The organism is Streptomyces drozdowiczii (assembly GCF_026167665.1).
Lineage (GTDB): Bacteria > Actinomycetota > Actinomycetes > Streptomycetales > Streptomycetaceae > Streptomyces > Streptomyces drozdowiczii_A.
Genome location: NZ_CP098740.1, coordinates 3,110,783 through 3,128,240 on the forward strand (window position 1 = coordinate 3,110,783; position 17,458 = coordinate 3,128,240).

General features: G+C 73.2%; 12 protein-coding genes and 1 pseudogene. 8 read left to right on the plus strand and 5 right to left on the minus strand.

Going from position 1 to position 17,458, the window contains the following annotated elements:
* The first annotated feature begins 5 nt into the window (after positions 1 to 5).
* The 5 genes from NEH16_RS14030 to NEH16_RS14050 all read left to right on the plus strand — a co-directional run bounded on the left by NEH16_RS14030 (position 6) and on the right by NEH16_RS14050 (position 5,528).
* Positions 6 to 1,784, plus strand: coding sequence for a hypothetical protein (locus tag NEH16_RS14030; protein ID WP_265542536.1), 1,779 nt, complete (start codon positions 6 to 8; stop codon positions 1,782 to 1,784).
* The gene (locus tag NEH16_RS14035) at positions 1,757 to 2,197 is read left to right on the plus strand and encodes a hypothetical protein (RefSeq protein WP_265542538.1); all 441 of its coding nucleotides are present in this window, start codon (positions 1,757 to 1,759) and stop codon (positions 2,195 to 2,197) included. The genes NEH16_RS14030 and NEH16_RS14035 overlap by 28 nt, the downstream gene beginning before the upstream one ends.
* A gap of 185 nt (positions 2,198 to 2,382) precedes the next feature.
* On the plus strand, positions 2,383 to 3,210 hold the full coding sequence (locus NEH16_RS14040) for a hypothetical protein (RefSeq protein WP_265542539.1): 828 nt from the start codon (positions 2,383 to 2,385) through the stop codon (positions 3,208 to 3,210).
* 35 nt (positions 3,211 to 3,245) lie between these two features.
* Positions 3,246 to 4,676: a DUF6177 family protein gene (locus NEH16_RS14045; RefSeq protein ID WP_265542541.1), complete on the plus strand. Its 1,431-nt coding sequence runs from the start codon at positions 3,246 to 3,248 to the stop codon at positions 4,674 to 4,676.
* A 63-nt stretch (positions 4,677 to 4,739) separates the two neighbouring features.
* A complete protein-coding gene (locus tag NEH16_RS14050) occupies positions 4,740 to 5,528 on the plus strand; it encodes a glycosyltransferase (RefSeq protein WP_265542543.1) in 789 nt (262 codons plus the stop codon).
* Here the strand turns inward: NEH16_RS14050 and NEH16_RS14055 are convergent.
* The 3 genes from NEH16_RS14055 to NEH16_RS33900 all read right to left on the minus strand — a co-directional run bounded on the left by NEH16_RS14055 (position 5,476) and on the right by NEH16_RS33900 (position 6,809).
* On the minus strand, positions 5,476 to 6,102 hold the full coding sequence (locus NEH16_RS14055; RefSeq protein WP_265542545.1) for an HAD family hydrolase: 627 nt from the start codon (positions 6,100 to 6,102) through the stop codon (positions 5,476 to 5,478). The two genes, NEH16_RS14050 and NEH16_RS14055, sit on opposite strands and share 53 nt — an antisense overlap.
* A gap of 81 nt (positions 6,103 to 6,183) precedes the next feature.
* A complete protein-coding gene (locus NEH16_RS33895) occupies positions 6,184 to 6,462 on the minus strand; it encodes a hypothetical protein (protein ID WP_430523751.1) in 279 nt (92 codons plus the stop codon).
* The gene (locus tag NEH16_RS33900; RefSeq protein WP_430523752.1) at positions 6,459 to 6,809 is read right to left on the minus strand and encodes a hypothetical protein; all 351 of its coding nucleotides are present in this window, start codon (positions 6,807 to 6,809) and stop codon (positions 6,459 to 6,461) included. Before NEH16_RS33900 ends, NEH16_RS33895 begins: the two co-directional genes overlap by 4 nt.
* A 512-nt stretch (positions 6,810 to 7,321) precedes the next feature.
* Between NEH16_RS33900 and NEH16_RS14065 the strand changes: the two genes are divergently transcribed.
* Together NEH16_RS14065 and NEH16_RS14070 are read left to right on the plus strand one after the other, a co-directional pair.
* A complete protein-coding gene (locus NEH16_RS14065; protein WP_265542547.1) occupies positions 7,322 to 9,766 on the plus strand; it encodes a helicase C-terminal domain-containing protein in 2,445 nt (814 codons plus the stop codon).
* Positions 9,767 to 10,213: 447 nt separating this feature from the next.
* Positions 10,214 to 11,857: a DNA repair helicase XPB gene (locus NEH16_RS14070; RefSeq protein ID WP_073964686.1), complete on the plus strand. Its 1,644-nt coding sequence runs from the start codon at positions 10,214 to 10,216 to the stop codon at positions 11,855 to 11,857.
* 22 nt (positions 11,858 to 11,879) lie between these two features.
* On the opposite strand, the gene NEH16_RS14075 is transcribed toward NEH16_RS14070, so the two are convergent.
* The gene (locus tag NEH16_RS14075) at positions 11,880 to 12,050 is read right to left on the minus strand and encodes a hypothetical protein (RefSeq protein WP_265542549.1); all 171 of its coding nucleotides are present in this window, start codon (positions 12,048 to 12,050) and stop codon (positions 11,880 to 11,882) included.
* A gap of 348 nt (positions 12,051 to 12,398) precedes the next feature.
* Here NEH16_RS14075 and NEH16_RS14080 point away from each other — a divergent pair.
* Positions 12,399 to 14,461 (plus strand): annotated as a pseudogene (locus NEH16_RS14080) (HelD family protein).
* A 51-nt stretch (positions 14,462 to 14,512) separates the two neighbouring features.
* Here the strand turns inward: NEH16_RS14080 and NEH16_RS14085 are convergent.
* Positions 14,513 to 17,104 (minus strand): glycoside hydrolase family 9 protein, encoded by a 2,592-nt coding sequence (locus NEH16_RS14085; RefSeq protein ID WP_265542551.1) that lies wholly within the window; start codon positions 17,102 to 17,104, stop codon positions 14,513 to 14,515.
* Positions 17,105 to 17,458: the final 354 nt, after the last annotated feature.

The window sequence follows — 17,458 nt, forward strand, 5'->3', positions numbered from 1 at the left end:
CCGCCGTGATCCAGCCCGGCGGCATCCCGCAGTACACCGGCGACTTAGCCCAGTTGGAGAAGGCCGCGTCCGGTCTCCGTACGCACGCCCTCGGCATCCGCACCAGCGGGAAGGACGTCCATTCCCGCTTCCAGGCGACGGCCGGTTACTACAAGGCGCCCGAGGCCGACCGCCTGTTCTCCTCCACCCAGCCGGTGATGGACACGGCGGAGGAGTTCGCCACGGACATCGAGTCGCTGGCGGACGCCCTGGACACCTTCATCCACGAGGCGAAGCCGCACGCGGACCGGCTGAAGCAGCTGAAGCTGGACGCGATCGACTTCGTCCACGGTGTCGAGGGCGACGACGACTGGACCGAGGACCCGAAGAAGCTCGACGAGTACCAGGCCCTGATGGACGACGTGGCCACGGCTCAGGACGGCTTCCACGAGGCGGAACGCAAAGCGGCGAACGTGATCGAGGCGATCAGCCCCGCCATGTCCAGACCCCGTTGGACCGCCGACGACGGCTCCCACGGACCCCGCACGTACGGCCCGTCCGAGGACCTGCTCGCCGGGATGAAGAACCTGCCGTGGGGCAGCCCCGAGGAGCGCACGTACGAGCGCTGGAGTCTCGGCTGGTGGGGCCACGGCGCCAAGAGCTGGGCCTGGGACGGCCTCGCCAAGGACAGCATCTGGGGCGGCATCGACGGCCTGGGCACGCTGGTGGGCCTCCACGGCGAGGACTCCCGCGACGAGGCATGGGACGGCTTACGCCGGACAGCCGTCGGCGGATACGCGTACGGGATGGATGCCCTCGGTCAGGGCGAGCACCTGTCGGACTGGCAACGGGAGAGCGAGGCGTACGCGAAGGAGTTCGCCAAGCAGCTCGTCGCGTACGACGTCACGCCGGAGGACCCGGCCCGCGGCCACGCGATCGTCTCGTTCAACCTGCTCACCCTCTTCGCGGGCCCGCTGGGGGTCGCCGCCAAGCTCGGCAAGGGCGGGACGTTCGCGAAGGCGGCCGGCACCGTGGCCCGCATCGGCGATGCCCTGGACCCGCTCGGCGGCGCGTTCAAGGCGGCCAAGGCCCTGTCGGACCTGCCCAAGGTCTCCCAGGTACTCGCCAACGTCAGCGACCACCTCCGCATCCCGGCCTCACGCTTCCCCGACGGCGCCCTGGACCTGGACCACCGCTACCGCATCGACAAGGACGGCAACTTCGTCCCCCTCGACCACGAGGGCAACCCCCACCTGGAACCGGCACGGCATGAACCGACGGCCGACCGGCGGGGCGACGCCGAACGGCAGCCGGTCGGCGTCGGGGCACAAGCCGAGACGTCCGCGGCACACATGCACGAGAACGCGGCGCCGCACCCCGCCGGTGAGGGAACTCATGCCGTGCACCGCGATGACGCGGCGCACGGGCGGGGGACGCGCCTGATGGTGAGGGGGCGAGCGGAAACGGTGACACCGGCCGTGCCACCGACGGCGGTTCGGGAGGTTCCGGCGGAAGCCTCCCCGCGCCCCACAGCCCCGTGCCCGAGAGCGGCGGTCCCCTCATCCGCGGCAGCGAAACGGAGCAACGCATCCGCGACGCCGTGCAGAGCGTGCCGGGAAGGAAACGCCCCAAGCCGAATGTGCTGGAACGGGTTCTGGAGCGGCTCGCCTCGGAACCGGACGGGCAGCGCGTCGCCGACATCATCGCCTCGGGTCGCTTCAATCAGGCCGATGAGTACGGCCAGGTCGTCTCTGCTCTGGGAGCGAACAAGGCGTATATGTTCCAGCCGTCCGCCGACCAGTTGATCTTCGCGGACAAGCTGGTGGAAAGCGGTGTCCCGGCGCACGCCATCGACTTCGAACAGAAGGTCCCGGTAGGCGCCGACGTGGATATCCGCATCCGGGACGAGTCCGGGGACGTGTACGCGTACCAGATGAAGCACCTCAACGACCCGCAGGACCCGGTCAGCGAGATCACGCGAGGCAAGTACTTGTTGCAGTTGGCCATCGCCGACGCCGACCACTCCGTGATGCTCGTGGACGGAGGACGGGGAACCGTGCGGGACTGGATGACCAACGGCTCCTACGATGAACTCCTCGCCATCCACAGCGGCGCACGGGGACGAAAGGGCACAGGTATCACGTTCGTCATCCGACTGGAGGACGGCAATCTTGTCATTCCGCCGGGCAGTCGCACCGACCCCAAGGACATGTTGTGATCACCTCGACTCCCGTCGGCGAGTGGGTGTGGGAACTCTCCACGCACAATGACGAATTGCGTCCCAGCGATGCCGCACGGACGGCAGCGGGACTGTGGGGCCGACTGGCGGACCGGGGCCTCTCCGCATCGGGCGGGAGGGCTGCCTTGCGGGTCTCCGACCGGAGCGATCCGCGGGATGTCCGGGTGGAACTGAGCGGACTGGACCTCGGAGCGCCACCGTGGGCGCCGGATTCGCCCTTCGCCCGAGCGGTGCGGGAGGCGGACACGCTGGCAGGGGACCTCGTCGTCGTCATCCGCATCGACTGCCCCGGCACATGGCTGGAGCCCGGGGGCACTTACCGCGCCGAGAAGCTCTTCGTCGTTCAGGTGGAGGTGTGGGGCGGCACCCTGCTGGTCGCGACGCTGGAGACGTACTCCGATGCCTGGCTGACGATGGACACCCGCGGCAGGGAACAGCCCGAGGTGCACGCGCTGAACGCGCCCCGCCTCGCCGCCGCGCTCGACGGCATCTCGGCGCTGCTGGGCGCCCCGCCCGAACCGGGTGACGAGAATCGGTACGCGGCACCGAGCACGACCGGTTTCAGGGACCTACGGGCCGAAGGCCCCGCCTACGACGACGCCTGGGGGACCTTCGAGACGCTCGACCGCGCACGGCTGCTCGACTCCCGTCTGCCGGGGTCCGAGGACGACTACGAGCAGATCGCCGACGGCCCCGTCCGGTACCTCGCGGTTCGGCGGGACGACCGGACGCTGGGGTTCGTCTGGGCGGCCGTCGACGACTCCGCCGCCGGGTACGTGCCCCGTACCGCAGCCGGTGACGAGGCGTTCGACGCCGGGGCGGCCTGGATCACAGCCCTCAGGGAAGCCCACCGGAGCGGGCTCACCCCGCTCGCGGCACTACAGGACGCGGTCCGGCGCCCCGCACCTCCGGAAGCCGGCGTCATCGCCCGGGGGAGCCACCTGGAAGCACCGTCCCTGGACGCCCTGGAGGAACTGTCCGGCCGGTACTGACCGCTTCGCACGCCATCCTCACAAGACGGAGCAGCATGACCCAGGACGTCATCGCCCTCACCCCTCGGATGCCCGACCCGAAAGCGCTGCTGGCCGGGCTGCACGCGGGCGGCCCCGATCTGCGGGTGGACCGGGCCGGGGACGGGGCCGTCGTGCGCCTGTGCGCGGACTCCGGGCAGACGCTGCTCTCGCTCGAAGCGCCCCGGTACCTCCAAGTGCCCCGCGAGGTCGAGAGGTTGCTCGGCAAGGGCGTCTGGAACGAGTCGCCCGTCTGGTGGACGGAGGCGCGGGCGTCCAGTGCGGCAGCGGAGGCCGCCCGGCTCGCGGGGTCCGTCGCGGGTCGGCTGGCAGCGGTGCTCGGGGGCGCCGTCTGGCCGCCCGGGGCCGGGCACACCGAGGTGGTGCCCGACCTCGCGGGACTCCGCGGCGATACGGCTCCCCCCGGCGTCGACGTGCTCACCGCGAGGGCGGCCGTCGTCATCCAGGGACGCCCCGTCGTGGCGGCGACCACATGGCTGGCCGACGTCGCCCGTAACGCCGCACGCACCGGGCGTGAGCTGCAACTCGTCACGCCGCCGGACACCCGGCTCACGTTCCCCTTCCACACCCTGCTCGACGGACTGCCTTCGCGCTGGGTTGTCCGGAACCTCGAGTGCGGCTACTACGACGGCCTCTCCGGGGCCGTACTCGACTGGCACGACGGGCGCTTCGCCCCCGCCACCACGGACGACGGGGCGCCCCGGATCGCGGAGGCGTTCCGGCAGCCTGCCGGGGCCGAGGGGGAGCGGCAGCTGATCCTCTCCCTCCGCACGATTCATCCGGCCGACGACCGCCTCACCCTCGGCGGTGCCCCGGAGCTGGCCTGGCGCGTACTCACGGGTGCGCCGCCCGCCGGATGGTCCACCGCCGAGCCCGTCAACGTGCCATGGTCCCGCCGCCAGTTGACCGAACTGGCTCGCGGGCGCGCCCAGCGGTCCCTGCCCACCTGGGTGGTCGTCGTCGGTGGTTCCGACCGCCCCTCGATCGCCACCGTGCGGGTGTCGCACACCGCTGTCGGCGTCGAGGAACGCACGACGATCGCCCTCGGCTACGGGTCCGGCCACGACGTGCCGCTGGATCTGGTACCGGAACTCGCGGCGTCCCTGGCCACGGATCACGGTCTCGCGACCATGCTCGTCCAACTGCGGTCCGCCCGGGCCGACCTGAGCACTCCGGCCCGTCACCAACCGCCTTCGGCTCCCCTCTCCTTCACGCTGGGGCCCGATGCCGTCACCGGCCTCGGCCTCACCGGCACGGCCCTCGCCGACACCGTGCCGATGCACCTCGGACCGGCCGCCGGGCCGGTTCTGCACTACGTGCTGGGTGACGGCGGCGGCCCGTCCGGCTGGGAACGGCTGCGGAAGATCCAGGCGCGGATGGGACGCCTCTCCCGGACGACTGATTCGATTGCAGACACGGGCTTTTGACGGGGTGTCGGGGCTGTGCTTCGCTGCGGTGGGCATGTTGTTCCGCTGCCCGGAAGGCCGCTCATGACCAATCTCTTGTCCGTCATCACCCCCGTCCACCGGGCCGGGCTCGCGTATCTGCGGGAGACGTACGACTCCCTCGTCGGGCAGGTTCTGCCCGACGGGTGGGAGTGGGAGTGGCTGATACAGGAGGACGGGGAGGGGGTCGGGGCGGCGGGGGTGCTGCCGGACGATCCCCGGATCAAGGTCGCCTGCTCGCGGCGGGGCGGGCCGCATGTCTCTCGGACCGTGGCGCTCGGGCGGTCGTACGGGGAGCTGGTCAAGACGCTGGACGGCGATGATCTGCTGACCGACGGGGCGCTGGCCCGGGACATCCGGGTGCTGACGGAGCGGCCCGAGGTCGGGTGGGTCACCTCGGCGGTGCTCGACCTGATGCCCGACGGCAGCCGCGTCGGCTTCCCGAACCCGGCGGAGGGGCGGGTCGAGCCCGGCGCCGTTCTCGCCCACTGGGAGCGGCACCACCGGCCGCAGGTCCATCCGGCCACCCTGTGCGTACGCCGGCAGCTCGTCGTCGCCCTCGGCGGGTGGACCGCGCTGCCGGCCTCGGGCGACACCGGGCTGCTGCTCGGGCTCGACGCCTTCAGCCCGGGCTGGTTCATCGCCGAGGTGGGGCTCCTCTACCGGAAGCACGACGGCCAGATCACCACCGACCCGGCCCATGCGCGGGGCCCGAGTGGGACGCGCGCATGCGGATCATCGGGGAGCGGGCCAGGGCGTTCCGGGAGCTGTTCGTGGCGCGTTAGCGCGCGGTGCGCTCCGTGTACGCGTCGAGCCAGGCGGGGAGTTCGGTGAGCGAGGCGAGGACGGTGTGGGCTCCGGCCGTACGGAGTTCCTCCGCGTCGCAGGGGCCTGTCGCGACGCCCACCGGGACGGCGTTCGCGGCCTTCGCGCCTCGGATGTCGCCGATGTGGTCGCCGACGTAGACCGTGGCGCCGTGCTCCTTGAGCGCGACCCCCTTCTGCTCCGCCCAGAGGTTGCCCGCGATGACGTCGGGCTCGATGCCCAGGTGGGCCAGGTGCAGCTTGGCGTTCGGCTCGTACTTGGCGGTGACGACCATCGTGCGGCCGCCGCGCTCCCGTATCGCCTCGATCGCCTCCCGGGCGCCGGGCATGGCGAGGGTCGGCTCGATGGCGTACGCGGGGTACATCGCGCGGTACCGGTTCGCCACGGCGGGGACGTCGGCGGCGGGGAACCAGTTCGCGAGCTCGTCCTCCAGCGGGGGGCCGAGGCGGCTCACCACGAGGTCGGTGTCGATCGGGGTGCCCGTCTCGGCGACGAGGGCGTCGTAGACGGCCTTGATGCCGGGGCGGGAGTCGATGAGCGTCATGTCCAGGTCGAAGCCGACCGTGAGGGGTGAGGGGGTCATGCGATCCATTGTGCCGGGCCGGCCTTCGGCCGGGGGGTGGGTTTCGGGGGTGCGGGGCATCCCCGGGGCGCGCCCTCTCTTCTACCTTCGCCTTGCCCTCCACAGCAGGAACAGGGCCGACGCCACCGCCGCCGTGCGTACCGTTATCGGCCATACGTCGCCCAGCGCGTCCTTCATGCCGTGTTCCGGGATCGGGGTGCCCCAGCGGCCGTCCATGCGGCCCCAGAGCCAGACCAGGGCGGCCGCCGCGACCGCGCCGGGGAGGCCCATCGCGGCCCACTTCGCTTCGGCGCGGGACAGTTTGCGGGAGCTGTACGCGAGCAGCCAGCCGCCTGCCAGGGCCAGCAGGGAGCCCATCACCGCGCCCACCACCAGGAGCGCCGCCGCCAGCAGCAGTACGGGGTGGCCGAAGCCCCGGCGGGGGTCGCCTCGGGGGCCGCCGGGGCCGGGCGGGCGCGGCGGAGGCGGCGCGTCTTCTCCGGAGGAGGTGCCGGTGCCTCCGGCTCCTCCTCGGGGACCTCCGCCTCCGGCTCCTCCTCCGCCTCCGGCGGCCGCAGCAGCGCCGGAATCTCGACGCCGCCCCGGAACCCCGGCACCTCCGTCCCCGGCCCGAACTCCCCGAACGCTCCGGGTCCCGTCTCAGCGAACGGCCCGGGTTCGTCCTGCCACCAGTCGTCGGCGGCGGCGTCCGCGCCGAGCTCGCCCATGCCCAACCGGTGCGGGGCCGAGGCGTCCGGGTCCGCCTGGGGCGGGACGGGGGCCTCCGGGGAATCCGCGTCCCGGTCCGCCCGGCGCCGGGAGAAGGCCCCTTGCCCGCCCGGCGCGGGGCCGAAGGCCGCTCACCGTCAGGAAGACTCGCGCGGCGCGGTTCCGGGATTTCCGGGGGGTCCGGGGGCTCCGGTGCCCCCGTCAGCGCCGCTGCCGCCACCAGTTCGTCCGGGGTGCCGAGCGTGCCGATGATGCGGCGGACCTGGCCGGGGGTGTGGGCGCGTTGCGCCTCGCGGCGGCGGTCGATCTCCGTACGGAGCTCCGCGACGAGGCGCATTCGGGCGCCCGACGGCAACTGTTGCTGCTGGGCCAGGTCGCCGACCCGGCTCAGGTAGTCGTAGACGAGCTGGTCGCTCTCGATCCCCACGCGTCGCTCCCCCTCGGTTCCCCGCCACGGCCTGCACCGACGGTAGCGCCCTCAGGGCTGTCCGGAGCGGCTACCGTGGGACGGATGGGGACGACCACACCACCGCGGACGCTCGCCGAGGCGCTGCGCGCCCGGGACGACGAGTCACTGGCCGGGCTGCTGCGGGCGCGGCCCGATCTCCTCTCCCCCGTGCCGGGCGACATCACGCAGCTCGCCACGCGCGCGGGCACCCGCGCCTCCGTCGTACGGGCCCTGGAACGCCTGGACCGGTTCGCCCTCCAGGCCGCCGAGGCGCTCGCGGTCGCGCCCGACCCGGCCCCGTACGAAACGCTGCTCGGGCTGCTGACCGGCGACGGGCAGGACGACGGCGAGCAGCGCGACGACGAGGGCGCCGCGATCACCGAGGCGCTGCCCGGCGCGCTCGGGACCCTGCGCGAGCAGGCGCTCGTGTGGGGCGACGACGACCGGCTCCGGCTCGTACGCACGGCACGGGAGCTGCTGTCGCCGTCGCCGCAGCACCCCTCCCCCACCGGCCTCGGGCCGACCGTCGCCGAGGCCACCGCGGGCATGTCCCCCGGCCGGCTCCAGGAGATCCTGGCCGCCGCCGGGCTGCCCGCCACGCACGACCCGGTGTCCGCGGTGGCGGCCCTGACCGGGCTGTTCACCGACCGGGCCCGGATGGGCGAGCTGCTGGACACCGCGCCCATGGAGGCCCTGGCCGTGCTCGACCGGCTCGTGTGGGGGCCGCCGTACGGGGAGGTCACGCCGAACCCCGCGCCGCCCGTGAAGTGGCTGCGCGACCGGGGGCTGCTGCTGCCCGTCTCGACCCGGACCGTCGTACTGCCCCGCGAGGCGGCGCTGCATCTGCGGGCCGGGCGCGCCCACCGGACGCCGGAGCCCCGGCCGCCCGTCGTGACGGCCGTCGCCGAACGCGATCCACAGGCTGTGGACAGCGCGGCGGCCGGCCAGGCGTTCCTGGCGGTGTCGACCGTCGAGGAGCTGCTGAAGCACTGGAACGGCGGCGGCCCGGCCGTCCTGCGCGCGGGCGGGCTGAGCGTGCGGGAGCTGCGGAAGACGGCCACCGCGCTGGACGTCCAGGAGCCAGTCGCCGCGTTCTGGGTGGAGCTCGCCTACGCGGCCGGGCTGCTGGCCTCCGACGGCGAGGCGGACGAGCGGTACGCGCCGACGCCGGCGTCCGACGAGTGGCTGGAGCTGCCCGCGCAGGAGCGCTGGGTCTCCCTCGCGACGGCCTGGCTCACCGCCACCCGGACCTCCGGTCTTGTCGGCGGCCAGGACGCGAAGGGGCGGGCGCTGTCCGCGCTCGGCCCCGACCTGGACCGGTCCGCCGCGCCCGAGGTACGCCACCGGGTCCTCGCCCTGCTCGACGCGTTGCCGGCCGGCACCGCGCCCGACCCCGAGTCCGTGCTCGCCCGGCTCCGCTGGGAGCGGCCGCTGCGCGGGGCCGCCGCCACCGAGGGGACCACGGATCTGCGGTCCCGGATCGCCCTGTGGACGCTGAACGAGTCGGAGCTGCTGGGCATCACCGGGCGCGGCGCGCTCGCCGGCCAGACCCGCGCCCTGCTCACCGAGGGGCCCGCGAAGGCCGCCGGGATGCTCGCCCCGCTGCTGCCGGAGCCCCTGGACCACGTCCTGCTCCAGGCCGACCTGACGGCCGTCGCGCCCGGTCCGCTGGAACGCCCGCTGGCCGACATGCTCGGCACGCTCGCGGACGTCGAGTCCAAGGGCGGGGCGACGGTGTACCGCTTCACGCCCGGGTCCGTGCGCCGGGCCCTCGACGCCGGGCAGACCGCCGCCGACCTGCACGCCTTCCTCGCCACGCACAGCCGTACGCCGGTGCCGCAGCCGCTGAGCTACCTCATCGACGACGTGGCCCGCCGCCACGGGCACCTCCGGATCGGCGCGGCGTCCTCGTACGTACGCTGCGACGACGAGGCGGTCCTCGGCGAGATCCTGGCCGACAAGCGGTCCGCCGCGCTGCGGCTGCGCCGGATCGCCCCGACGGTGCTGGCGGCGCGGGCCGACCCGGCGTCCCTGCTCGACGGGCTGCGCGAGATGGGGTACGCGCCCGCCGCGGAGTCCGCCGACGGCGACGTCCTGATCACCCGGGCGGGCGCCCACCGCACCCCGCCCCGGTCCGCCCCGGCCCCCGTCCCCGAGGGTCCGCCCGTGCCGGACACCACGCTGCTCGGCGCGGCGGTCCGGGCGATCCGGGCCGGGGACAACGCGGCGACGGTGGTCAAGGCCCAGCCGGACACCGGCCCCGCCGCCCCGCCCGGCGCCCTCCCGCGCACCACCCCGGCCGAGACCCTGGTCACCGTCCAGGCCGCCGCGATGACCGGCTCCGCGGTGTGGATCGGCTACGTGAACGCGGAGGGCGCCGCGAGCCAACGCGTGATCGCCCCGGTCCGCGTGGAGGGCGGTTACGTCACGGCGTACGACCACACGGCGGACGAGATCCGCACATACCCCTTGCACCGCATCACGGGCGTGGCAGAACTCGCGGAGTAGGCCCACCGTCCGCCCCCGACCCCGTAAGCCCGCGCCCTGCGGGCCGCCCGCGCACAATCAAGCCCGTCCGGCGCTTGAGGACGGAACCGGTGCGCCCGGTCCGGGGCGCGGGCTTCCGTCCTCAAACGCCGGACGGGCTGGGTTTCTCCGGCCATGCCCCGCGCCCCACGGGCCGCCCCCGCAGTCTCAAGCCTGTCCGGCGCTTGAGGACGGAACCGGTGCGCCCGGTCCGGGGCCAGGGCTTCCGTCCTCAAACGCCGGACGGGCTGGGTTTCCCCGGCCATGCCCCGCGCCCCACGGGCCGCCCGCACAAAATCAAGCCCGTCCGGCGCTTGAGGACGGAACCCTCGGCCCCGGTCCGGGGGACTGCGCGCGACGGGCCCACGACACACCGCCCCCACATGCGGCACACTGGACGTTTCCCCCGAGCCGGAAGGGCCAACGCGCGTGAGCGGACCCCTCATCGTCCAGAGCGACAAAACGCTCCTCCTCGAAGTCGACCACGAGCAGGCCGACGCCTGCCGTCGGGCCATCGCGCCGTTCGCCGAGCTGGAGCGGGCGCCCGAGCACATCCACACGTACCGGCTGACCCCGCTCGGGCTGTGGAACGCCCGCGCGGCCGGGCACGACGCCGAGCAGGTCGTGGACGCGCTCGTGACGTACTCCCGGTACCCCGTACCGCACGCGCTGCTCGTCGACATCGCCGAGACGATGGACCGCTACGGCCGCCTCACCCTCTCCAAGCACCCCGTGCACGGGCTCGTCCTGACGACGACGGACCGGCCGGTCCTGGAGGAAATCCTGCGGTCGAAGAAGGTCCAGCCCCTGGTCGGGGCGAGGATCGACCCGGACACCGTCGCCGTGCACCCCTCCGAGCGCGGCCAGGTCAAGCAGACGCTGCTCAAGCTCGGCTGGCCCGCCGAGGACCTCGCCGGTTACGTGGACGGCGAGGCGCACGCCATCGAGCTGGACGAGAGCGGCTGGGCGCTGCGCCCGTACCAGCAGCAGGCCGTGGACGGCTTCTGGCACGGCGGGTCCGGCGTCGTCGTGCTCCCCTGCGGCGCCGGCAAGACGCTCGTCGGCGCGGGCGCGATGGCGCAGGCCAAGGCGACGACGCTGATCCTCGTCACGAACACCGTCTCCGCCCGCCAGTGGAAGCACGAGCTGGTGAAGCGGACCTCGCTGACCGAGGACGAGATCGGCGAGTACAGCGGGACCCGCAAGGAGATCCGGCCGGTCACGATCGCCACCTACCAGGTGCTCACGACCCGCCGGAAGGGCGTCTACCCGCACCTGGAGCTGTTCGACTCCCGCGACTGGGGCCTCGTGATCTACGACGAGGTGCACCTGCTCCCCGCGCCCGTCTTCAAGTTCACCGCCGACCTCCAGGCCCGCCGCCGCCTCGGCCTGACCGCGACCCTGGTCCGCGAGGACGGCCGCGAGTCGGACGTGTTCTCGCTCATCGGCCCCAAGCGGTTCGACGCGCCGTGGAAGGAGATCGAGGCGCAGGGCTACATCGCCCCGGCGGACTGCGTCGAGGTCCGGGTCAACCTCACGGACTCCGAGCGCCTGGCGTACGCGACCGCCGAGGCCGAGGAGAAGTACCGGTTCTGCGCGACCACCGCGACGAAGCGGAAGGTCACCGAGGCGCTGGTGCGCCGGCACAAGGGCGAGCAGACCCTGGTCATCGGGCAGTACATCGACCAGCTGGACGAGCTGGGCGAGCATCTGGACGCCCCGGTCATCAAGGGCGAGACGAGCAACGCGCAGCGCGAGAAGCTGTTCGACGCGTTCCGGCAGGGCGAGATCAACGTGCTCGTGGTGTCGAAGGTGGCCAACTTCTCCATCGACCTGCCCGAGGCGACGGTCGCCATCCAGGTGTCGGGGACCTTCGGTTCGCGCCAGGAGGAGGCGCAGCGCCTGGGCCGGGTGCTCCGCCCGAAGGCCGACGGGCACGAGGCGCGGTTCTACTCGGTCGTCGCGCGCGACACGATCGACCAGGACTTCGCGGCGCACCGCCAGCGCTTCCTGGCCGAGCAGGGCTACGCGTACCGCATCGTCGACGCGGACGAACTGCTGTCGGAGAGCTGAGGAAGGGGCACGGGTGCGGCGGTCAGCGCCGCCGCACCCCCGCCTCCTCCGCGTACTCGCCGAGGACGACGACGCCGAAGGCCGCCTGCGCGAAGACCTTCACGGCACGCAGGGCGCCGGAGGCGCGGTTGTGGGGCTGACCGGGGGCCGCGGTGGCCCCGGTCCTTCGCGGGTCAAGGGTGACGGTGCTCATGTATCCATGGTGCTCCGGACGGGTACGCCGTGGCGTCGCCCCGCAGACGGAAGCGCACCGCCCCGCGCGTACGCCTCCGGTCGCACGGCATCCCCTACGGGAGGGATGACCCACCCCCGTAAACCATTCGCGCCCACCCCCCGCCCCCGGTACACTCCCCGGTCTGCCCGCCTCCCGCACCGTGGTACCGGCGGCCCCCGAGGGGCCGTGCCGGCAGCCGGGGGAGCGCCGCCGACCGGACGGAAACCGGCCGACAACCGTACGCACGATCGATCCCCGAGCGGACCGCACACCCCCCAAGGGTGGGACGCGGTCCGTCGTCCTGCGTTGAATGCCGGAGGCAACACCGTGCCCGCGCACGAATTCGAGAGCGACACCACCACCGACCCCCTCGCCCATGAGCGCGCCCATCTCGCGGCGTCCCGCGCCGCGTTGCGCGCCATGCGGGAGGACGCCCAGGCCCTGGACATCCGCGACGTCACCGCGAACTGGGTGAACGCTGCCGTGCTCCAGGCGCAGATCGACGAGCGGATCAAGTCGCTCGCGGACCTGGCCCACACCCCGCTGTTCTTCGGGCGCCTGGACTATCTGCACGTCGTCGGGGCGGAGGAGGCGGAAGGCGCGGAGGGCGAGCAGTTCTACATCGGGCGCCGCCATGTGCACGACGCGCAGGGCGACCCGATGGTCATCGACTGGCGCGCCCCGGTCTCCCAGCCGTTCTACCGGGCATCCCGCAAGGCCCCGCTGGACGTCGGCCGCAGGCGCCGCTTCGGCTACACCGGCGGCGACCTCACCGCGTACGAGGACGAGCACCTGACCGACCCGGCGGAGGCCGAGCAGACCAGCAAGCTGCTCCAGGCGGAGATCGAGCGCCCGCGCGTCGGCCCCATGCGGGACATCGTCGCGACGATCCAGCCCGAGCAGGACGAGATCGTCCGCAGCGAGCTGGGCGGCACGGTCTGCGTGCAGGGCGGCCCCGGCACCGGGAAGACCGCCGTCGGCCTGCACCGGGTCGCGTATCTGCTGTACGCGCACCGCGAGCGCCTGGCCCGCACCGGCACCCTGGTCGTCGGCCCGAACCGGTCCTTCCTGCACTACATCGAGCAGGTGCTCCCGGCCCTCGGCGAGCTGGAGGTCAAGCAGGCGACCGTCGAGGACCTGGTCACCGCGCAGATCGAGGTCCGGGGCGCGGACGAGGCCCCGGCCGCCGTCGTGAAGGGCGACGCCCGCATGGCGGAGGTGCTGCGGCGCGCGCTGCGCTCGCACGTCACGCCGCCGACCGAGCCGGTCATGGTGGTGCGCGGCTCGCGGCGCTGGCGCGTACCGGCGTACGAGATCGAGGAGATGGTCCAGGAGCTGCTGGCCCGGGACATGCGCTACGGCGCCGCGCACGAGGCGCTGCCCCAGCGCATCGCGCACGCGGTCCTGGTGCGGATGGAGCAGTCCGGCGAGGCGCCCGACGACCGGGTGCAGAATTCGGTGGCCCGCAATCCGGCGGTGAAGGCGGCCGTCAAGGCGATCTGGCCGGCCGTGGACCCGGCGAAGCTGGTCCTGCGGCTGCTGTCCGACGCGGAGTTCCTGGCGGAGCACGCGGAGGGGCTGCTGACCGAGGACGAGCAGAAGGCGATCCTCTGGACCAGGCCGGCGCGCAGCGTGAAGACCGCCAAGTGGTCGGCGGCGGACGCGGTGTTGATCGACGAGGCGGCGGACCTGGTGTCCCGTACGCACTCGCTCGGCCATGTCGTGATCGATGAGGCGCAGGACCTCTCCCCCATGCAGTACCGCGCGGTCGGCCGCCGCTGCTCGACCGGTTCGGCGACCGTCCTCGGCGACCTGGCGCAGGGCACGACGCCCTGGTCGACGCAGAGTTGGGAGCAGGCGCTGCACCACCTGGGCAAGGCGGACGCGCTGGTGGAGGAGTTGACGGCCGGTTTCCGCGTGCCGCGCGATGTGATCGCGTACGCCTCCCGGCTGCTCCCGGTGATCTCGCCGGGGCTGACGCCGGTGGAGTCGGTGCGTGAGTCGCCCGGTTCGCTGTCCGTACGCGAAGTCACGGAGCTGGACGCGGCGGTCGTCGCGGCCTGCGAGGAGTCCCTGACGCACGAGGGCTCGATCGGCCTGATCGCCGCCGATGCCCGCATTCCGGCCCTGGCCGAGGCGCTGACGGCGGCCGGTCACACGTACCTCTCCCCGGCCAGGAGACGACCGCCGAGTCCCGGCTGACCCTGGTCCCGGCGTCGCTGGCGAAGGGCCTGGAGTACGACTACGTGGTGCTGGACGAACCGGCCGCCGTGGTCGACGGCGAACCGGACGAACGCACGGGCCTGCGCCGCCTGTACGTGGCGCTGACCCGTGCGGTCTCCGGCCTGACGGTGCTTCACGCAACGCCGCTGCCGGAGGAGTTGGCGTGACGAAGTGAACGGGGGCGGGGGCCCTCGTCCACCCCCGCCCCCGCCCGGTCATCAACCGGCCGTGCAGGCCCGCCCGTTCAGCTTCACGGTGCCCGGGTCGGCTGCCGGGCCCGTGCGGCTGCTGTTGAACCCGAAGTCGATCGAGGCCCCGGGGGCGAGCGTCCGGTTCCAGGACAGCGGCGCGGCCGTCACCGTCCTTCCGTACTGGTCGATTTCGGCGCTCCAGGTGTGGCTGAGCTTCTGGTCACCGGGCAGCAGCCAGGTCAGCGACCACGGGGTGACGGCCTTGCTACCCGTGTTCTTCACCGTGACCGTGGTGGTCGAGCCGGTGTTCCACGGGTGCGAGGAGTACGTCACCGCGCAGGCCCGCTCCGGGCCCGTGGCGTCGCCCGCGTCGTCCAGGTAGGAGGCGATGTAGGCCAGCGGGGCGTTCCAGTTGATCGCGACCTCGTTGGTGGCGTACGAGCCGTTGTCGTCCAGGTAGCACATCGCGGCGGCGCACCCCTTGAGCTTCGACGCGGCCTCCGGGTCGCCCGAGGCCGGGGCGGTGAGGTTGGGCCCGCCCGCGAGGGACCCGGCCGGCGGGTGCGGCAGGGACGGGTCGGACTCGTGCGCCCAGAACCGGTGGTGCTGGTTCTGCGAGTACCGCTCGCCGTAGCCGGTGACGTACGACTGGTTGAGCGGGTTGCGCCCGAAGAGGTAGTCCGCGCCGCGCAGGACCGCGTCCCGGTAACCGGTCCTACCGGTGAGGTCGGCGGCGGTCGCCAGCACGATCATGTTGTTCAGGACCTGGCTGTTCGAACCCCAGGCGTAGTTCAGGTCCTTGGGCGCGTACGGCACGCCGTACAGCTGGTCCTCGGTCTGCGCCTCGTACCGGTCGGCGGCGGTCGTCACGACGTTCCGTACGTCCGCGAGCTGGGCGGCCGTCAGGTCGTTCGGGACCGTGGCCAGGGTCAGCACGCCGAGCCCGGCGGTGCCGCCCCACCACATCCCGCCGTCGGCGGGGAAGGCGACGTCCACGTCACCGTGGACCGGCGATCCGAGCAGCGCCTGGCGGTAGGCGTCCTTACCGGTCGTGGTGAACAGCTCGGCTGCGGCCCAGTAGAACTCGTCGCTCACATCGTTGTCCTCGTACGTCCCGCCCCCGACGCCGTCCGCCGGGCTGGCGAGCACGTCCGGGTGCGCCTTCGCGGCGGCCCACGCCGTCTCGGCGGCGGTACGGCACCGGGCGGCGAACTCCGCGTCGAACGGGGCGTACAGCCGGGCGCACTGGGCGGCCGTCGCGGCGAGGTTCAGGGTCGCGGCGGTCGTCGGCGGGTGCAGTTCGCGCTGCTCGGGGTCGAGTTCGGGGCGCATCGGGATGCCGGTCCAGTTGGCGTCGTGCACCTTGTGGTGGACCATGCCGGCCAGCGGCTCGCCCGCCGGGACCTGCATGCGCATCAGGAACTCCAGCTCCCAGCGCGCCTCGTCCAGGATGTCCGGCACGTCGTTGCCGTGCTCGGGCACCCGCAGCGCGCCGTCGCCCAGCTCGGCGGACTCGGCGCCGTCGGCGGTCAGCGTGCGCTCGTAGGTGTCCATCAGCTCGGCGACCGCGATGCCGCCGTTCACCACGTACTTGCCGTGGTCCCCGGCGTCGTACCAGCCGCCGCGCACGTCGAGCCGGTAGTCGCAGACGCCCGCCTGGCAGGGCACGTCCGTGTCGCCCTTGTTCGGGGCCACCCCGAGGTGCCCGGCCGGGCGCGCGTACTCCTCGCCGACCAGGTCCGCGTCGATCGCGATGCCGCTGCGGTTCTGGTAGAAGTACGCGAGCGAGTCGGACCGGAGGCTGTCGTAGAGGTCCGCCCGGATCGAGAAGGGCTCGCTGACCTGCCCGTCCGCCTCGATCGTGAAACCGTCGCCGGTGGCGGTGGCGGAGCTGAAGTCGAAGGTGTGCACGTTCTGCCGCGAGGTCGGGTCCTCGCCGCCGGGCGTGGTCGCCCCGCTCGCGACGGTCGTCCCGTCGGCCGCCTTCAGCGCCCACGGGAGCGGGTCGGAGGCGTCGGTGACCAGGGTGCCGGTCTTCGGCCCCTTGGGGAGATAGCCGACCTGGTTGACGCGCACGGGCGACCCGGTGTCCGGCTCGTAGACGGGCGGCTCGGCGCCCCCGCGCAGCGACACGTCGTCCACGCAGAAGGTGGCCGCGTTCGCGCCCCCGCCGACCTGGAAGGCCACCTGCGCGGCGTCCTGGTCGGCGGACGCGGTGAAGACGTGCGTGTGGACGGCCGCCTCGACCCCGATCTGATCGGTCGCGGACAGGTCGGCGGTGTACGGGTCGGTCGCCATCTGCACGTTCGTGTGAATGGACAGCGGTACGGTCGAACTCGCCGTGTACGTCAGGGTGTACGCCTCCCCCGCGACGAGCGGGAGGTCGTTCTGCCCGATGATCGCGTCCCACGGGTTGGCGGTCCCCGCCGGCACGTCGGCACACAGCCGCCCGTCCACCACGGCGACCGGCGCGTTGGCCGTCGACCACCAGGGCGCGACCCCCGCGGAGAAGTCACCATTGGTGATCTGCTCCGGAGCGGGGTCGCCGTCGGCGGCGACGGCACCGGGCGCGCTGAGAATGCCGCCACAGAGCGCGGCAGCGGCCAGCACACCGAGCACACGGCGTCTGCGCCGGAGGAATGCGGGGGGTGGGGAGGCGTTCACCAGGGACCTTTCGTCGTGGGGACGGAAGAGGCGTGATGGGAGCGCTCCCACAGCAGACGGGCATGCCGGGGAGGCGCGCCATGGGAGCGTTCCCATCACCGCGAGGCCATTGTGGGGCGCGGGGTGCGCGTTGCGCCAGGGTCATGACAGGGCGACGTTCCGTCGCGGGGTCCCTTGTCCCGCGTGGCCGCCCCGGTCCGGACCGAGGGTTCCGTCCTCAAACGCCGGACGGGCTGGGTTTACCGGGGTTGCCGGCCATTTCGGCAGGCGCCGGACTAGCTGGGTTTCCCGGGGCCGCCGGCCATCTCA

Bases quoted from the DNA above. Each gene is read 5' to 3' on its own strand.
- NEH16_RS14035 (WP_265542538.1), top strand. From the start codon at position 1,757: ATGTTCCAGCCGTCCGCCGACCAGTTGATCTTCGCGGACAAGCTGGTG.
- NEH16_RS14045 (WP_265542541.1), top strand. From the start codon at position 3,246: ATGACCCAGGACGTCATCGCCCTCACCCCTCGGATGCCCGACCCGAAA.
- NEH16_RS14050 (WP_265542543.1), top strand. From the start codon at position 4,740: ATGACCAATCTCTTGTCCGTCATCACCCCCGTCCACCGGGCCGGGCTC.
- NEH16_RS14055 (WP_265542545.1), bottom strand. From the start codon at position 6,102: ATGACCCCCTCACCCCTCACGGTCGGCTTCGACCTGGACATGACGCTC.
- NEH16_RS33900 (WP_430523752.1), bottom strand. From the start codon at position 6,809: ATGGGCGAGCTCGGCGCGGACGCCGCCGCCGACGACTGGTGGCAGGAC.
- NEH16_RS14065 (WP_265542547.1), top strand. From the start codon at position 7,322: ATGGGGACGACCACACCACCGCGGACGCTCGCCGAGGCGCTGCGCGCC.
- NEH16_RS14075 (WP_265542549.1), bottom strand. From the start codon at position 12,050: ATGAGCACCGTCACCCTTGACCCGCGAAGGACCGGGGCCACCGCGGCC.